We start from the raw sequence: 14,095 nt of genomic DNA on the forward strand, positions 1-14,095 counted from the left end.
GTAGATGCACATACAGGAGAATCCTTTTTCCTCATAGCTGGTGGCTGTAACACTGCTTGGATGAATGAATTTTTACGACAATTATCAGAAGCTTATCCCAATGAATACATTATTTTAGTCATGGATAATGCAGTTTGGCATAAATCTCAAACACTTGAAATACCTGCGAATATTGAATTTATCTTCATCCCTCCCTATACCCCAGAGATGAATCCCATTGAACAGGTTTGGGGTGAGATTCGCAAGCGTGGATTTAAAAACAGAGCTTTTCAAACATTGGAATCAGTCATCGATAAGCTTCAGGAAGTGATTCAAGGTTTGGGGAAGAATACTCTTAAAAGTATTGTCCATAGAAAATGGCTTTATTCAGATTTTGAAATCAAATGAGTATTAGAGTATCCGAATAGGAGCTGTTTCTCCATGAATAAGATGTTTGAAGTTTAGGTATTATTTTTGAAAGAGATTTTTTACAATCATCATCTGGTTTTTAGGCTTCTTTTTATGCTATACTGAGAAGGCCGTAAGGCACAGAGTAAATGGTCTGCGTTAAGTGTGTGTGGATGGGATGTTGCCACACAACGAAACCATTGGTGCGGTAGACCATTGCATCCGCTGTCGCTAGACAGCTCCAGAAAGAAAAGGAGCTTTCCGATGAAATTTTCATTTCCTAAATTGAGTCCGCAATTGATGGCGACTCTTGCTATGTTGATGGCCTTGACCTATGTCTTGGATTTATTTACCATCTCCGTCATTCCTAACCAATTGCAAGTTGGTGTGACTTTTATTGCTAAGGTGCTGATTGGATCGATTGCTGGTCCGTGGCTATCTGCCTTAGTGGCTATTATTTATGATATTTTGGCCTTTTTCCTGAACAATACAGGTTATTCCTTTATCTGGGGATTTACGCTGGTTGAAGCTTTGCAGGGCTTCCTTTATGGACTTTTCTTCTTCGGAAAAAAATTGTCTCTCAATAATTGGAAGGATTGGCTTTATGTGATTGTCGCTACAGTCATCACTATGGGGATTGGGACCTTTGTTTTGACTCCAATTTTGCTACATACCTATTATCAAACACCTTATGCAGTGATTTATGCAACACGAGTGTATAAAGTGTTAGAGATTCCTGTTCGGGTACTTCTGGTGATGCTGCTTATTCCCTTCTTGCAACGGATTCCAGAGTTTGCTAAATTGAATAACATTAAAAAATAAGAGAAGCTCGACCTCTCTTATTTTTTTAATAACTGGTGATTGTGGCGATGGTAGTTTGATCTAAATTCTTCAAAAGGGCTTGTAGGAAAGCTTGGGCTTCTAGGAAATCATCTAGGCTGTAAAGGGTTTGGTGGGAATGGATGTAGCGGGCACAGACACCGATTGTGGTAGATGGAACGCCACCGTTTTTGAGATGAGCAGCCCCGGCATCGGTGCCACCAGCTCCAGTGTAATATTGGTACTTGATTCCTGCGCTTTCGGCGGTATCAAGGAGGAAGTCTTTCATGGCTGGTAAAAGCAGGTGGCCGGGATCATAGAAACGGATTAAGGTTCCCTCCCCGATTTTACCCTGCCCGCCAAAGACGTCGGCAGCAGGTGAACAGTCTACAGCAAAAAAAAGTGCAGGGTCTAAGAGGGTTGTGGAGGTGTGAGCTCCACGTAAGCCGACTTCTTCTTGGACATTGGCTCCGAGATAGAGGTCGTAATCAAACTTTTCTTGGGCTAGAGCCTGGGCTGCTTCTTTTACCATGAGAACACCGTAACGATTGTCCCAGGCCTTGGAGATGACATTTTTACCATTGGCCGTGAGAATGGTTTGGCTATCGGGAACGATGGTATCACCAGGTCGGATGCCGAAGGCTTCCGCCTCGGCTTTATCAGTGAAGCCTCCGTCAAAGATGATATCGCTAATGGCAGGGAGACTAGGCTGGCTACCTTGACCACGCATGAGGTGTGGTGGAGTGGCTGCTGTGATTACAGGGATTTCTTGCCCCTGGCGGGTGATGAGGGTATAGCGTTGTCCGCTTACAACGAGGGGATTCCAGCCACCGATTTCGACGGCACGGAAGGTACCGTCAGCTTTGATGGAACTGACCATAAATCCGACTTCATCCATGTGGGCTGCAACTAAGACCCGTGGAGCAGCTTGGGAGTGGCTGCTTTTAAGTCCGAAAATACCTCCTAATCCGTCTGTCTGGATTTGATCGACGGAATCTTGCAGTTCCCGGCGTAGGTAAGCACGGATAGCGCCTTCGTGGCCAGAGATGCCCTTGAGTTGGGTGACTTCTTGGATAGCCTGAAATAGTTGATGCATGCTGTTCGTCTCCTTTTTCAATCTTATCTAAAATTGTAACACAAGTAGACTTGTGATAAAATAAGGATTATGAGTATGAAAAGAAAAAGTCAGCCGGTCTTAGGGCTGCTAGGCCTTCTTGGTCTAGCAGGTCTAGCCTATGCGGGCTATAAGTTGCAGGAAGATCGGACTCGTGTCCGGAGTCAAGAGGAGATGACAGCTACCGTTCGTGCTTTTTTCTCGGAAATGGGGCGGGTGGAGACTCTCTATGTGGAGCTTTATCATTCTGATCAGGATTGTTTGGCAGGTGGTGTCTTCTTGGAAGATGGGCGTCACTTCCGTTTTTGGCTAGTCGGAGAGCAGCTAGATATAGAGGAGGTCGTTATATGATTGTGCCTCAGTCTTTGGAGGAGATAGCCTCCTATTTGGAACAAGAGGGCAAATTTGTCTTCTATTTTACCGCTGATTGGTGTGGGGATTGTCATTTTATTCAGCCCCATATGCCAAGTATCGAAGTGGCTCACCCTTCTTTTACCTTTATCCAAATCGATCGAGATACTTATTTAGATTTGGCAAAATTATGGGATGTTTATGGGATTCCGAGTTTAGTGGTTGTGGAAAATGGGAAGGAGCTTGGGCGCTTCGTCAGTCGAGAACGAAAAACAAAAGAGGAGATTCTGGCTTTCCTGGCAGGGTTAGCTTAAGATAAGAAAGGGAATTTATGTTATTTACTTATAATCCGCAAGGTGTTGGAGATGTTCTGATGGTGGTTGTCGCTGATGATCAGGGACAGGCTGTGGAAGTGGAGAAAAAAGGAGCGATTGCACGTATTCGCCGAGCGGACAATCAGGAAATTGTAGCTTGGAATTTTTTCCAAGTTAGTGATCGTTTACATTTAGAGGGCAGTGGGCAGGTAGATCTGTCGGAAGCAGATCTTGCGCTCTTGAATGACTGGCTGGCTGCAGAAGGTTTTGAGGAGCGTTTGGTTCCTTTTGATAGCCCTCGTTTTGTAGTTGGTGAAATTGTGGAGATGGAACCTCATCCAGATAGTGATCACCTCAATATTTGCCAGGTTGCAATTGGTCACGATAAGACTGTTCAAATCGTAGCAGGTGCTCCGAATGCGCGTGTAGGTTTGAAAACCATTGTTGCCTTACCAGGTGCGATGATGCCAAAAGGTAATTTGATTTTCCCAGGACAATTGCGGGGAGTGGAGAGTTTTGGTATGATGTGTAGCCCAAGGGAACTGGCTCTTCCAAATGCACCACAAAAACGGGGTATTATCGAGTTAGCAGAAGGTGTGCTAGTTGGTCAAGCTTTTGACCCTGTTCAACATTGGGAAGCTTAAAAGACGATCCTAAGGGACGTCTTTTTTCTTTTTACTTCCGAATAAGGAGGTAGGAGGAAAAAAGATGAATCGTATTTTTCTAATTGGTCGTTTAACAGGGACTCCTGAATTGCAGAAGACCCCATCTAATCGTAGTGTAACTCGTTCTAAATTAGCTGTCAAAAGGCGATACCGTGATCAATCCGGTGAGCGAGAGTCTGATTTTATCTCAATTGTGGCTTGGGGGCGTCTAGCGGAGTATATTACTAGCTATGCATGCAAGGGCAGTTTAATTGGTGTTGAAGGAGAATTGCGGACACGCCGATACGAGAAGGATGGTCAAATGCACTACCTATCCGAAGTTCTTTGCAGTGATTTTCAGCTATTAGAGACTAAAGAGCAGAGACTCTTGCGCGAACAACGCCGAAAACAAGAACGGTTCGAGATGGTCAGTGAAGAAGGAGAAGAATTACCGTTTTAGTGATGGTTAACGTAATTTCTCAAGATGAAAGGATTATTGAGATAAGCTGAAGAGCGGAAGTAAATTGGATAAGTGGTGAGTGTTGTATTGTTTAAGGAGGTATACCTTTTGGATCTATTGGCTACTTAAGATTTAATGTTGGTAGCTATGACGGGACCTGTGGTCATTTTAGTTAAAAGCCGTAATAGTATCTAGTAGTTTTGATATGATAGGTAACATAGCTTGAGTTTACAACTGGCTATCAAGACTAGTAAAGGAGTGTGAGGTGTGAACAATTGTAGTTTATTTTATAAAGGCTATGCTGTACACTCAAACAACCACTGTGTTAAAGAATTTTTACTAGCTAAAAATTAGAGACTGGTCCTTGAACCTAGTCTCTTTTTCATATCTGCTTTTATGTTTGCGGGGAATGAATGATTTTCAGCATAGCCGTAGAGTTCCTATAATTAGTGTATAATTATTGTTATAAAAATCTAAAATAATAGTACTCAGTATATTGTTTAGGCGGTGTTTTATTTATGTTTTCTTGGAAATATCTCAGATATCTATTTGTTTTGCTTACCATAGTTGGTATTTTTTGCTTATATGAAATAGGGGAGACGGTAGGGAGTGAACAAATAAGTGTAGGACTTACGTTTATGACTATGAATAATGATTTTTATAAAACGTTGTATGCAGAAATTGAACAGGGGTCCTATTCACAGGATATCCGATTTTATATGAGAGATGCTGAATTGGATGAGGAGAAGCAAAGTCAGCAAATTGATTTTTTTATTAAGAAGCAGGTAGATGTTATCGTGTTGAATCCTGTGAAAGGTCATAGTCCTAGAATGACGGGGGCTTTGGAGAGAGCAAAAGAAGCTGGGATAAAGACGATTGTGGTAGATGCACCGGTCGCGAAGGATATTTCAGTTGATACGACGATTATTTCGGATAACTATCAAGCTGGAGTGCTAATTGCAAAAGATATGATGAGAAGATTGTCTGGAGCGAATATTCTAATTTTAAAGCATCAAAATGCTCTATCTGCAATTGATAGGATTCGGGGATTTACAGATACCATAAAAGGGAAGGTTAATTATCAAGTAGTGTCAGAACGAGAGACGATGGGGCAAACAGAGGAGAGTATGGAACAAGTTATGGATATTTTTCAAACGGAGGCTGCTATCGATGTGATTATGGCATTGAATGATAAAGTTGCGATCGGAGCTCTGGCAGCTATTGAACACAGCGGCATTAATAGGAATATTATGATTTATGGTGTAGATGGTTCACCTGATATCAAAGGTTTCTTATCTGAAAATAATAATATTCAGGGATCAGTAGCACAGTCTCCAATTCAAATGGGACAGCAGGTGACAGAGGTGATTAATACAATGCTCTCAGCAGATTGTTCCTATTCGTTAGAATATTCTATCCCTGTTCAACTAATTACCCGAGATAATATTCACGAGCGTGTTATAACAGGATGGCAGTAATGAATCGGAGTCAAAGTATTTTTTATAGTAGGATGGCTCTTGTTGTAATTAACTTTGTAGCTGTTATTTATAATGCCTCTATCTATTTATTTGCTACCAATTATGTTATTTCAAGGGGAGATGCCTATCGTCTATTAAATAGTTTAGAAGCGATGCCTCACTCACCAGTTTTTACTTTTTGGATGTCAGTAATATTATATGTAGCTTTGATTTTGATTTTTTCTTATCGTAGTAGGAATTTAGAACAGTTGTCGATTTATGATAAAGTAACAATTTTTGAAATCGTATTGATGTTATTTATTTTTTTCCTTCTTTATATGTCTTACAATGGATTATTTTTATTGGTATTTGCTGATATTTTCTATGGTTCAAAAGAGTTGAGTGCTTTAACAAATCGGAAGTATCTCTTTCTTTTAATTGGGTTGAGTTTTGGTATGTTGCTTTTAACGAATTATGATATTCTTTCTTTATTTGTGCGGCTGCCGTCTATCGATACCTATATCCGTTTCTGCCCAGAACCAACTCGTGTCTTTTTGCTATTTGGAAAGAACTTTCTTTTTTCATTGAATTTGGTTGTTTTTATGACCTCCTTATTGTTTTACATTTTATCAATGATGATGGAAAAGCATAAAATTGAAGAAGAGTTACGATTGGCAGCTCAAGCTAATCGTGATTTAAATAGTTATTTAGCCTTATCCGAAAAGATTGCTGAGGATAGGGAGAGAAAGCGCATTGCTCGGGAGATTCATGACACGTTAGGGCATGCTTTAACAGGTATTTCTGCTGGTCTTGATGCAGTAAAAATATTAGTAGGGATAGATACGGATCGGGCACAGCAACAATTAGAAAATATCTCGATGGTTGTTCGAGATGGGATTCGTGATGTTCGTGCTTCTCTTCAAAAAATGAGACCCGGAGATCTTGAAAATAATAGTTTAAAAGAAGCTTTGCTCAAAATTATAAAGGAGTATGAGGCGATTTCAAATTTGGAAATACATTTTACCTATAAGTGGGATAGGATTGATTTGGATATTGCCAAGGAGGATATTGTATTTCGGATTATTCAAGAGACGCTTACAAATTCTGTCCGTCATGGTCATGCTCGTTCTATAGCGATCGAATTGTTAGAATGTGAAAATTATGTCATGATGATTCAAGATGATGGTGTCGGCTTTGAGGAGCTTCAATATGGCTATGGTTTGAAGCAAATAGAAGAGCGGATAGCCATTATAGGAGGGAGTGTTCGGTTTGAAAATCGAAATGGTTTTTATACCCATATTGAAATTCCAAAATTGAGGAGGAAATATGATTAAAGTTTTAATTGCAGATGATCAAGCTTTGATTCGAGAATCGTTACAAATTATTTTGTCTAATTATGCAGATATTGAAGTCGTGGCGGCTGTGGCAGATGGGAAGGAAGTTCTTGAGAAAATTCCTCAACTACATCCTCATCTAATTTTGATGGATATCCGTATGCCTGTAATGGATGGTGTTCTTTGCACAAAAGAGATTAAGGAACGCTACCCTAATGTAAAAATAATTATCTTAACAACATTTGATGATGATGATTTTATTTTTTCTGCTCTGAAGTATGGTGCTTCAGGTTATTTGTTGAAAGGTGTATCGACTGATGAACTTTATCAAGCCATTCACACAGTTAATAACGGGGGTGCGATGATTAATCCTAATATTGCAACTAAAGTATTTGAATTTTTTTCACAAATGGCACGGTCTAATTTTGCAATATCAGTGGATGAGGAGTGGACTCAAGAGATTACAACAACAGAGTGGAAAATTATTCAACAGATTGGCTATGGTGAGTCCAATAAAGAAATTGCGGCAAAACTCTTTTTATCAGAAGGAACGGTTCGAAATTATATCTCAACTATTTTAGGGAAATTGAATATGAGGGATCGAACTCAACTGGCGATTTGGGCTGTACAAACAGGAGTTACTCAAAGAAACCTATTGAAGGAGAATAAGGAGTGAGGTGGAATAGACGTTGGCGAATACTGATGACGGGGAGTTTGTTTCTAGGTATTGTTCTTGGATCAACTTATTTATTCATGCCAAAAGAAAAAATTTTACGCTTGGGAATTTATGCAGGTAGTAGTTGGGATGTTCCAAATAGCTATGAGAATAGAGTATTAGATGAATTAATTGAAAAGTTTGAGTCTCAGCATCCAGCTGTCCGGATTCAATATGAAAGTGGGATTCCTAAGGAGAATTATGAGGACTGGTTAGCAGAGCGTATGCTATTAGGAGAACAGCCAGATGTATTTATTGTTCCAGAGAATAGTTTTTCGCAATTAGCGAAAGCTGGAGCTTTTCATCAACTAGACGGATTTTCTAGGGATAATTCTTCTAAAAAATATTATCCAGTAGCTTATGAATCTGGATTGTATCGTGGTAAAAGCTATGCGTTACCTATTGAGAGTAATCCAATTATGATGTGTGTTAATAAGGATTTATTAGAGAAGGAAGGAATCACTATTCCATCCACAGGATGGACATTAGATGATTTATGGACTATTTGTCAAAAAGTCACTAAAGATACGAATGGTGATGGCATTATAGATCAGTATGGAATAACTGATTATGATTGGAAGCAAGCTTTGGTAGCTTATGGTGGTCGTCTTCAAACAGATAGGGGGCTTGAGGTTGACACTCCAGAAATGGAAAAAGCCTTGGCGTTTATTAGTAAATTAGAGGGATTACATCAAAATTATAAGGTTCGCTCAACTGATTTTGACGAAGGGAAGGTGGCTTTTTATCCCATGAGTTTAGCACAATATAGAACATACAAACCCTATCCTTATCATGTCGCTAAATATTCCAAATTTCTATGGACTTGTATTCCTATGCCAGGTGTTTCTTTGGATATAGATGCTACTCAGGTAAGGACATCACTTCTAGCGATGTCTTCCAAAACCAAGCATAGGGAACTGGCCTGGGAGTTTATAGAATTACTTTGTCAAAATGTGGAATCACAACAGGAACTATTTGAGAAATCTCAGGGAACATCACCTATCGTATCGGTTGTAACGAGTGATCGTTCTGTTGAGCTATTGGAAGCTAGTGCCTTTGGTAGTGATTCCATTAGTTCACAAAAGATAGATTATATGATGCGGCATTCGGTTTTGGATATTAGCCAAGATTTAGACATTCGTAAAATGGAACGTATGGAATATTTAATTGCTGAAATTCTTCAAACGGGTGAGTTGGGTAGTCGTTTACCAAGTGTACAAAGAGGATTAGATTTGGAGTATAGAGATTAAGGAAAGGTGGAATTTTATCTGTTTTAGTCGTTGTTAAAATTAGGCTAGGAAGATTACATGAAGGACTGTGTCTAGTATAGTTTTGAAGGAAATTTTTTGAGGCTGGCATTTTGCTGAGCCTTTTTTTGATTTTAAGTTGATTGAGGCATTGTTTGTTGACAATTGTCATATAATTTTTAGCATTTGTCATAGAATAGGAATGACAAATGCCAGTTCGAAAGCGCTTCCTTTTCATGTAAAATGAGGATGAAAAATGAAGGAGGTATATTCATGAGATATGTCATCTTAGTCAGTCATGGTGGCCTGGCAGAAGGATTGAAAAGCTCCTTGAGTATGTTTGCTGGGGATCAAATGGATCAGGTTTTGGTGTTTGGTTTAAAAGACGGTGAGTCTATTGATCAGTTTGAGGAGCGTGTTACATCTTCATTAAAAGGATTGACAATGGAGGATACGGTATTGGTATTGGGAGATATCATAGGTGGGAGTCCATTGACAACTGTCAGTAGTGTGTTAAGTGATATTGGAAAATTGGACAGTTCGGTGATTCTTGGTGGATTAAATCTAACAATGGGTTTAACAGGGTTGGTTATGAAAGATTTACTTGAGGGTAAAGAGCTAGCTCAGTCTATTCTTTCTGAAGCTTCTTCTGCCCTTCAAGAATTTGAACCGTTAACAGATGCTTCTGAAGAAGAAGATATTTGAGCGTTTGTAGAATAGAGGAGGAGATTATGTCTATAACATTTGTACGGATTGATGATCGTATGATTCACGGTCAAACGGTGACTCGGTGGGCGAAAGAGTATCCTTGTGATGGTTTGATTGCAGTCAATAATGCAGCAGCAGGGAATGCTGTTTTAAAACAAGCTTACAAGGCAGCTTCAGATAAAAAAACATTTGTATGGGACAAGGAAGCCTGGAAACAAAAATCCAACAAAGTAAGGGAATCAGAAAGTCGTTATTTCCTCATTACTAAAAATCCGATTGATATGAAAGAGATTTTAGTTGATCAAGGATTTGTTCCTGATGAGGTTCGAGAAATTATTGTTGGTCCTGCGAATGATCGTCCTACAGCAGTCAAATTGGGGAATAATCAATCCATCACACAAGAAGAAGCGGAGGCTTTTGAGGCGATTCAAGCAGCGGGTTATCGTGTGAAATTTCAATTATTGCCAGATGTTTCGATTGGCTATTGGGATGATTTTAAATCAAAATTTGGTTTTTAGTAGTAAGTGCTAACAAGGAGGTATAGTTATGACAATTTCTTGGTTTCAAGCAGCTTTATTAGGTCTATTTGCCTGTTTATCATCTATGCCAGGTTTAGGAGGAACCTCTTTCGGGAATTATACTTTAGGTCGACCTCTCGTAGGGGGACTTGTATCAGGTCTTATTCTTGGAGATGTTAAATTGGGGATTATTTGTGGGGTAGCCATGCAATTGGTGTATATTGCTTTAGTAACTCCTGGGGGAACTGTATCTGCTGATGTTCGTGCAGTTTCCTATATTGGGATACCATTAGCGATGGTTGCTATTACTTCACAAGGGTTAGCTTTTGATTCAGCTGAAGCAGCGAATTTGGCGAAATCGATGGGAACTCTAGTAGGAACTGTTGGTACAGTATTGTTTTATGGTACAGCTACTATGAATCTACTGTGGCAACATATTGGTTGGAAAGCAGTTGAAAATGGAGAGTTTAGAAAGTTATATGCAGTTGATTGGGGACTTCCATGGATTTCTCACTTTGTCTTTTCATTTTTACCAACCTTGATTATGTGTAAATTGGGAGCGGATGCTGTTACGGCTTTGAAAACAGCTTTACCATTAGATGGTCTTCTAATGAAAACTCTTTTCACTGTTGGCTCTTTACTTCCTTGTGTTGGAATTGCAATCTTGTTAAAACAAATTGTGGAAAAATTGTCGGATTTTATCCCATTCTTTGTTGGTTTTACATTAGCAGCGTCTTTAGGATTGAATCTCGTTTCCTGTGCTGTTATCTCACTAATTTTTGCAGTCTTGTTCTATGAAATTCAGATGGCAAAAAATGTAAGAGTTGGAGATGCAAGTTCTGCTATATACGATGACGATGAGGAGGACATTTAGCATGGTAAAATTAAGTAAAAAGACATTGGGTAAATCGTTTCATCATTGGTATTATGGAAATTTAACATGTTTTTCCCAAGAGCATATGCAAACATTTGGCTATCTAGCTTCTATGTTACCTATTGTAGAAGAGTTGTATCCTAAAAAAGAAGATCAGTCTAAAGCTATGCATACTTACACAGCATTTTTTAATACAGAACCACAATTAGGTGCATTGATTGTCGGTATCACAGCAGGCTTGGAAGAAGCGCGTGCCAATGGTGCAGATGGTGTTGATGATGAGACTATTAATGGATTGAGAGCAGGACTAATGGGGCCGGTTGCTGGTATCGGTGACTCATTGATCGTTGGGACTTTAATTCCAATTATTTTAGGAATTGCACTTGGGTTGTCAAATGGAGGCTCTCCTCTAGGTGCAATCTTCTACATTCTTGTATGGAATATATTGGCTTATTTCGGGATGAAATTGGCTTATTTCAAAGGCTATGAATTAGGAGATAAGGCTGTTGAATTTTTGGTAGGGCCTCAGGGTCAAGCAATTCGGAGATCGGTTTCTATCATTGGAGGTATGGTCATTGGTGCCGTCGCTGCGACTTGGGTACCGGTTAAAACAGCCTTTCAATTAAATGATAAAGCAGGTCAACCGTATTTGATTTTACAAGAGCAATTAGATGGTGTATATCCGGGCCTTTTAACAGCTATATTTATTGTACTGTGTTGGTGGTTGATGGCTAAGAAGAATTTATCTCCTATCAAAGTTATGTTATTGCTTGTAGTTGTTGCCTTTATAGGTGTACTAGTTGGATTCTTTAATCCTGGTCTACAGTACTAAGAAAGAGTGAAGCTATGACTGAAGATGAACTGATTTATGGGTATGAGATGGAAATCGAATACCAAAAACGTATGATTGATAATTTAGGTAGATGGTTCAGTCTTTTCTTTACGATTACTAGCATGAGTCTGATATTAGTATATTTTTTTCATCAGTACAGAGTGATTTTGGCATTGGGAATATTAGTTATTATTGCAGGAATATCAGGGATGCTATTGTTTGGTTATGGTATTTATAAAGGACGTCTGAATCTCCAAAAAGTTATACAAGATTTAGAGAGTAAATTATTTTCTTTGAGGAGCATGGATTAATAGGATTCACGAAAAAAACTTTGTCCGCTGGATGAAGTTTTTTTCTTGACTATTGTTGACTAAATGATAAAATAGAAACAGAATTAGCAGTCGTAATTGAAGAGTGCTAAACATATTGGAGGAAAATCTATGTTAAAACCCTTAGCAGATAAAGTTATTGTGAAAGTGATTGAGAAAGAGCAGTCTGTGTCCGGTTTTGTCTTGGCATCAAATAGCCAGGCAGCTACTAAAACAGCAGCGGTTGTGGCTGTTGGTGAAGGGCTACGGTCATTGAATGGTGATTTAATTGCACCAGCGGTTGTGGCTGGGCAAACAATCCTTTTTGAGGCTCATGCGGGTATTTCTATTAAAGATGAGGATGAAGATTTTCTTCTCATTCGTGAGTCTGATATTCTAGCAATTGTAGAGTAAGGAGTAAAAAATGGCAAAAGATATTCAATTTTCATCAGATGCTCGCAGCGCAATGGTGCGCGGTGTAGATATGTTGGCAGATACGGTGAAGGTAACTTTGGGTCCTAAAGGACGGAATGTAGTTTTGGAAAAAGCCTTTGGTTCACCACTGATTACCAATGATGGGGTAACTATCGCCAAAGAAATCGAATTGGAAGATCCATTTGAAAACATGGGTGCCAAGTTGGTTTCAGAAGTTGCTTCAAAAACGAATGATATTGCTGGTGATGGGACAACGACAGCAACCCTTTTGACACAAGCGATTGTTCGTGAAGGGATTAAAAACGTGACAGCAGGTGCTAACCCAATTGGAATCCGTCGTGGAATTGAAGCTGCCACTGCTGCCGCTGTTGCAGCTTTGAAGGAGACTTCTGTACCTGTGTCCAATAAAGAAGCGATTGCACAGGTAGCTGCTGTTTCTTCTCGTAGTGAGAAGGTTGGGGAGTACATCTCTGAAGCTATGGAGCGTGTTGGAAAAGACGGTGTTATTACTATTGAAGAATCCCGTGGAATGGAAACGGAATTGGAAGTAGTAGAAGGTATGCAATTCGATCGTGGCTATCTGTCTCAATATATGGTGACTGACAATGAGAAGATGGTCGCAGAATTGGAGAATCCATTTATCTTGGTGACAGATAAAAAAGTTTCTAATATTCAAGAGATTCTTCCATTGCTAGAGAGTATTTTACAGACAAATCGTCCACTTTTGATTATTGCGGATGACGTTGATGGAGAAGCTCTTCCAACTCTTGTTTTGAATAAAATTCGTGGAACCTTTAATGTGGTTGCTGTCAAAGCACCAGGTTTTGGAGATCGTCGGAAGGCTATGTTAGAAGACATTGCGATTTTAACAGGTGCTACAGTCATTACCGATGATCTTGGTTTAGAATTGAAAGATGCAACTGTTGAGGCTCTAGGTCAGGCAGCTAAGGTAGTCGTAGATAAAGATTCTACAACTATCGTTGAAGGTGCAGGTGATCCAGCAGCGATTAGTAATCGTGTTGGTGTTATTAAGTCTCAAATTGAGACTACTAACTCAGACTTTGATCGTGAAAAGCTTCAAGAACGTCTTGCTAAATTAGCAGGTGGTGTTGCAGTCATCAAGGTTGGAGCTGCTACAGAGACGGAATTGAAAGAAATGAAACTCCGTATTGAAGATGCTTTGAATGCAACTCGTGCGGCAGTTGAAGAAGGAATTGTTGCTGGTGGTGGAACAGCCTTGGTGAATGTAATTCCAGCAGTAGCTGCTTTGGAATTAACTGAAGATGAGGAGACAGGACGTAATATTGTCCTTCGTGCCCTTGAAGAGCCTGTTCGTCAGATTGCTCTCAACGCCGGTTACGAAGGTTCGATTATTATTGATCGTCTCAAGAATGCAGAAGCTGGTCAAGGCTTCAATGCAGCTAGCGGTGAATGGGTTGATATGATTGAAACAGGAATCATTGACCCTGTGAAGGTGACTCGTTCAGCCCTTCAGAATGCAGCTAGTGTTGCTAGCTTGATTTTGACAACAGAAGCTGTTGTTGCGAACAAACCAGAACCACAAGCTCCAGCCGGTCC

General features: G+C 39.7%; 18 protein-coding genes and 1 riboswitch. Of the genes, 17 read left to right on the forward strand and 1 reads right to left on the reverse strand.

What is annotated here, in order from left to right; translation table 11 throughout:
* Both ACXM1Q_RS07415 and ACXM1Q_RS07420 read left to right on the forward strand, forming a co-directional pair.
* Nucleotides 1-387, forward strand: a 387-nt coding sequence (locus tag ACXM1Q_RS07415) for an IS630 family transposase (RefSeq protein ID WP_458517509.1), incomplete at its 5' end; no start/stop codon positions are given.
* 139 nt (nt 388-526) lie between these two features.
* Nucleotides 527-617, forward strand: a riboswitch (THF riboswitch).
* A gap of 34 nt (nt 618-651) precedes the next feature.
* Nucleotides 652-1,209: a folate family ECF transporter S component gene (locus ACXM1Q_RS07420; protein WP_135036938.1), complete on the forward strand. Its 558-nt coding sequence runs from the start codon at nt 652-654 to the stop codon at nt 1,207-1,209.
* A gap of 25 nt (nt 1,210-1,234) precedes the next feature.
* On the opposite strand, the gene pepA is transcribed toward ACXM1Q_RS07420, so the two are convergent.
* Complete coding sequence (pepA, locus tag ACXM1Q_RS07425) at nt 1,235-2,302, reverse strand: glutamyl aminopeptidase (RefSeq protein WP_458517510.1); 1,068 nt, start codon at nt 2,300-2,302, stop codon at nt 1,235-1,237.
* 75 nt (nt 2,303-2,377) lie between these two features.
* On the opposite strand from pepA, the gene ACXM1Q_RS07430 reads away from it, so the two are divergent.
* From ACXM1Q_RS07430 to groL, 15 genes are all read left to right on the forward strand, one after another.
* Entirely contained in the window at nt 2,378-2,671 is a 294-nt protein-coding gene (locus ACXM1Q_RS07430; RefSeq protein WP_458517511.1) for a DUF4651 domain-containing protein, read from the forward strand.
* Nucleotides 2,668-2,985: a thioredoxin family protein gene (locus ACXM1Q_RS07435; RefSeq protein ID WP_135036947.1), complete on the forward strand. Its 318-nt coding sequence runs from the start codon at nt 2,668-2,670 to the stop codon at nt 2,983-2,985. Before ACXM1Q_RS07430 ends, ACXM1Q_RS07435 begins: the two co-directional genes overlap by 4 nt.
* A gap of 17 nt (nt 2,986-3,002) precedes the next feature.
* Nucleotides 3,003-3,629 (forward strand): YtpR family tRNA-binding protein, encoded by a 627-nt coding sequence (gene ytpR, locus ACXM1Q_RS07440; protein ID WP_458517512.1) that lies wholly within the window; start codon nt 3,003-3,005, stop codon nt 3,627-3,629.
* A gap of 64 nt (nt 3,630-3,693) precedes the next feature.
* Entirely contained in the window at nt 3,694-4,089 is a 396-nt protein-coding gene (locus ACXM1Q_RS07445; RefSeq protein WP_458517513.1) for a single-stranded DNA-binding protein, read from the forward strand.
* A 518-nt stretch (nt 4,090-4,607) separates the two neighbouring features.
* Nucleotides 4,608-5,567: a substrate-binding domain-containing protein gene (locus tag ACXM1Q_RS07450; RefSeq protein ID WP_458517514.1), complete on the forward strand. Its 960-nt coding sequence runs from the start codon at nt 4,608-4,610 to the stop codon at nt 5,565-5,567.
* Nucleotides 5,567-6,880, forward strand: coding sequence for a sensor histidine kinase (locus ACXM1Q_RS07455; RefSeq protein WP_458517515.1), 1,314 nt, complete (start codon nt 5,567-5,569; stop codon nt 6,878-6,880). The genes ACXM1Q_RS07450 and ACXM1Q_RS07455 overlap by 1 nt, the downstream gene beginning before the upstream one ends.
* Nucleotides 6,873-7,556, forward strand: a complete 684-nt coding sequence (locus ACXM1Q_RS07460; protein ID WP_458517516.1) for a response regulator transcription factor — start codon at nt 6,873-6,875, stop codon at nt 7,554-7,556. The genes ACXM1Q_RS07455 and ACXM1Q_RS07460 overlap by 8 nt, the downstream gene beginning before the upstream one ends.
* On the forward strand, nt 7,553-8,845 hold the full coding sequence (locus tag ACXM1Q_RS07465; RefSeq protein WP_458517517.1) for an ABC transporter substrate-binding protein: 1,293 nt from the start codon (nt 7,553-7,555) through the stop codon (nt 8,843-8,845). Before ACXM1Q_RS07460 ends, ACXM1Q_RS07465 begins: the two co-directional genes overlap by 4 nt.
* A 270-nt stretch (nt 8,846-9,115) precedes the next feature.
* A complete protein-coding gene (locus tag ACXM1Q_RS07470; protein WP_458517518.1) occupies nt 9,116-9,547 on the forward strand; it encodes a PTS sugar transporter subunit IIA in 432 nt (143 codons plus the stop codon).
* A gap of 26 nt (nt 9,548-9,573) precedes the next feature.
* On the forward strand, nt 9,574-10,068 hold the full coding sequence (locus ACXM1Q_RS07475; RefSeq protein ID WP_458517519.1) for a PTS system mannose/fructose/N-acetylgalactosamine-transporter subunit IIB: 495 nt from the start codon (nt 9,574-9,576) through the stop codon (nt 10,066-10,068).
* 28 nt (nt 10,069-10,096) lie between these two features.
* The gene (locus ACXM1Q_RS07480) at nt 10,097-10,942 is read left to right on the forward strand and encodes a PTS mannose/fructose/sorbose/N-acetylgalactosamine transporter subunit IIC (RefSeq protein WP_458517520.1); all 846 of its coding nucleotides are present in this window, start codon (nt 10,097-10,099) and stop codon (nt 10,940-10,942) included.
* 1 nt (nt 10,943) lies between these two features.
* Entirely contained in the window at nt 10,944-11,774 is an 831-nt protein-coding gene (locus ACXM1Q_RS07485; RefSeq protein WP_458517521.1) for a PTS system mannose/fructose/sorbose family transporter subunit IID, read from the forward strand.
* A gap of 14 nt (nt 11,775-11,788) precedes the next feature.
* Nucleotides 11,789-12,085 (forward strand): DUF202 domain-containing protein, encoded by a 297-nt coding sequence (locus tag ACXM1Q_RS07490; protein WP_458517522.1) that lies wholly within the window; start codon nt 11,789-11,791, stop codon nt 12,083-12,085.
* Between the two features lie 129 nt (nt 12,086-12,214).
* The gene (gene groES / locus ACXM1Q_RS07495; RefSeq protein ID WP_135036956.1) at nt 12,215-12,496 is read left to right on the forward strand and encodes a co-chaperone GroES; all 282 of its coding nucleotides are present in this window, start codon (nt 12,215-12,217) and stop codon (nt 12,494-12,496) included.
* A gap of 10 nt (nt 12,497-12,506) precedes the next feature.
* The coding region (groL, locus tag ACXM1Q_RS07500; RefSeq protein WP_458517523.1) for a chaperonin GroEL at nt 12,507-14,095 on the forward strand (1,589 nt) is incomplete at its 3' end.

The sequence above is a fragment of the Streptococcus sp. 10F2 genome, assembly GCF_054331515.2.

Bases quoted from the DNA above. Each gene is read 5' to 3' on its own strand.
- ytpR (WP_458517512.1), top strand. From the start codon at position 3,003: ATGTTATTTACTTATAATCCGCAAGGTGTTGGAGATGTTCTGATGGTG.
- pepA (WP_458517510.1), bottom strand. From the start codon at position 2,302: ATGCATCAACTATTTCAGGCTATCCAAGAAGTCACCCAACTCAAGGGC.
- ACXM1Q_RS07485 (WP_458517521.1), top strand. From the start codon at position 10,944: ATGGTAAAATTAAGTAAAAAGACATTGGGTAAATCGTTTCATCATTGG.
- ACXM1Q_RS07430 (WP_458517511.1), top strand. From the start codon at position 2,378: ATGAAAAGAAAAAGTCAGCCGGTCTTAGGGCTGCTAGGCCTTCTTGGT.
- ACXM1Q_RS07450 (WP_458517514.1), top strand. From the start codon at position 4,608: ATGTTTTCTTGGAAATATCTCAGATATCTATTTGTTTTGCTTACCATA.
- groES (WP_135036956.1), top strand. From the start codon at position 12,215: ATGTTAAAACCCTTAGCAGATAAAGTTATTGTGAAAGTGATTGAGAAA.
- ACXM1Q_RS07420 (WP_135036938.1), top strand. From the start codon at position 652: ATGAAATTTTCATTTCCTAAATTGAGTCCGCAATTGATGGCGACTCTT.
- ACXM1Q_RS07475 (WP_458517519.1), top strand. From the start codon at position 9,574: ATGTCTATAACATTTGTACGGATTGATGATCGTATGATTCACGGTCAA.
- ACXM1Q_RS07445 (WP_458517513.1), top strand. From the start codon at position 3,694: ATGAATCGTATTTTTCTAATTGGTCGTTTAACAGGGACTCCTGAATTG.
- ACXM1Q_RS07470 (WP_458517518.1), top strand. From the start codon at position 9,116: ATGAGATATGTCATCTTAGTCAGTCATGGTGGCCTGGCAGAAGGATTG.
- ACXM1Q_RS07460 (WP_458517516.1), top strand. From the start codon at position 6,873: ATGATTAAAGTTTTAATTGCAGATGATCAAGCTTTGATTCGAGAATCG.
- ACXM1Q_RS07455 (WP_458517515.1), top strand. From the start codon at position 5,567: ATGAATCGGAGTCAAAGTATTTTTTATAGTAGGATGGCTCTTGTTGTA.
- ACXM1Q_RS07480 (WP_458517520.1), top strand. From the start codon at position 10,097: ATGACAATTTCTTGGTTTCAAGCAGCTTTATTAGGTCTATTTGCCTGT.
- ACXM1Q_RS07490 (WP_458517522.1), top strand. From the start codon at position 11,789: ATGACTGAAGATGAACTGATTTATGGGTATGAGATGGAAATCGAATAC.
- ACXM1Q_RS07435 (WP_135036947.1), top strand. From the start codon at position 2,668: ATGATTGTGCCTCAGTCTTTGGAGGAGATAGCCTCCTATTTGGAACAA.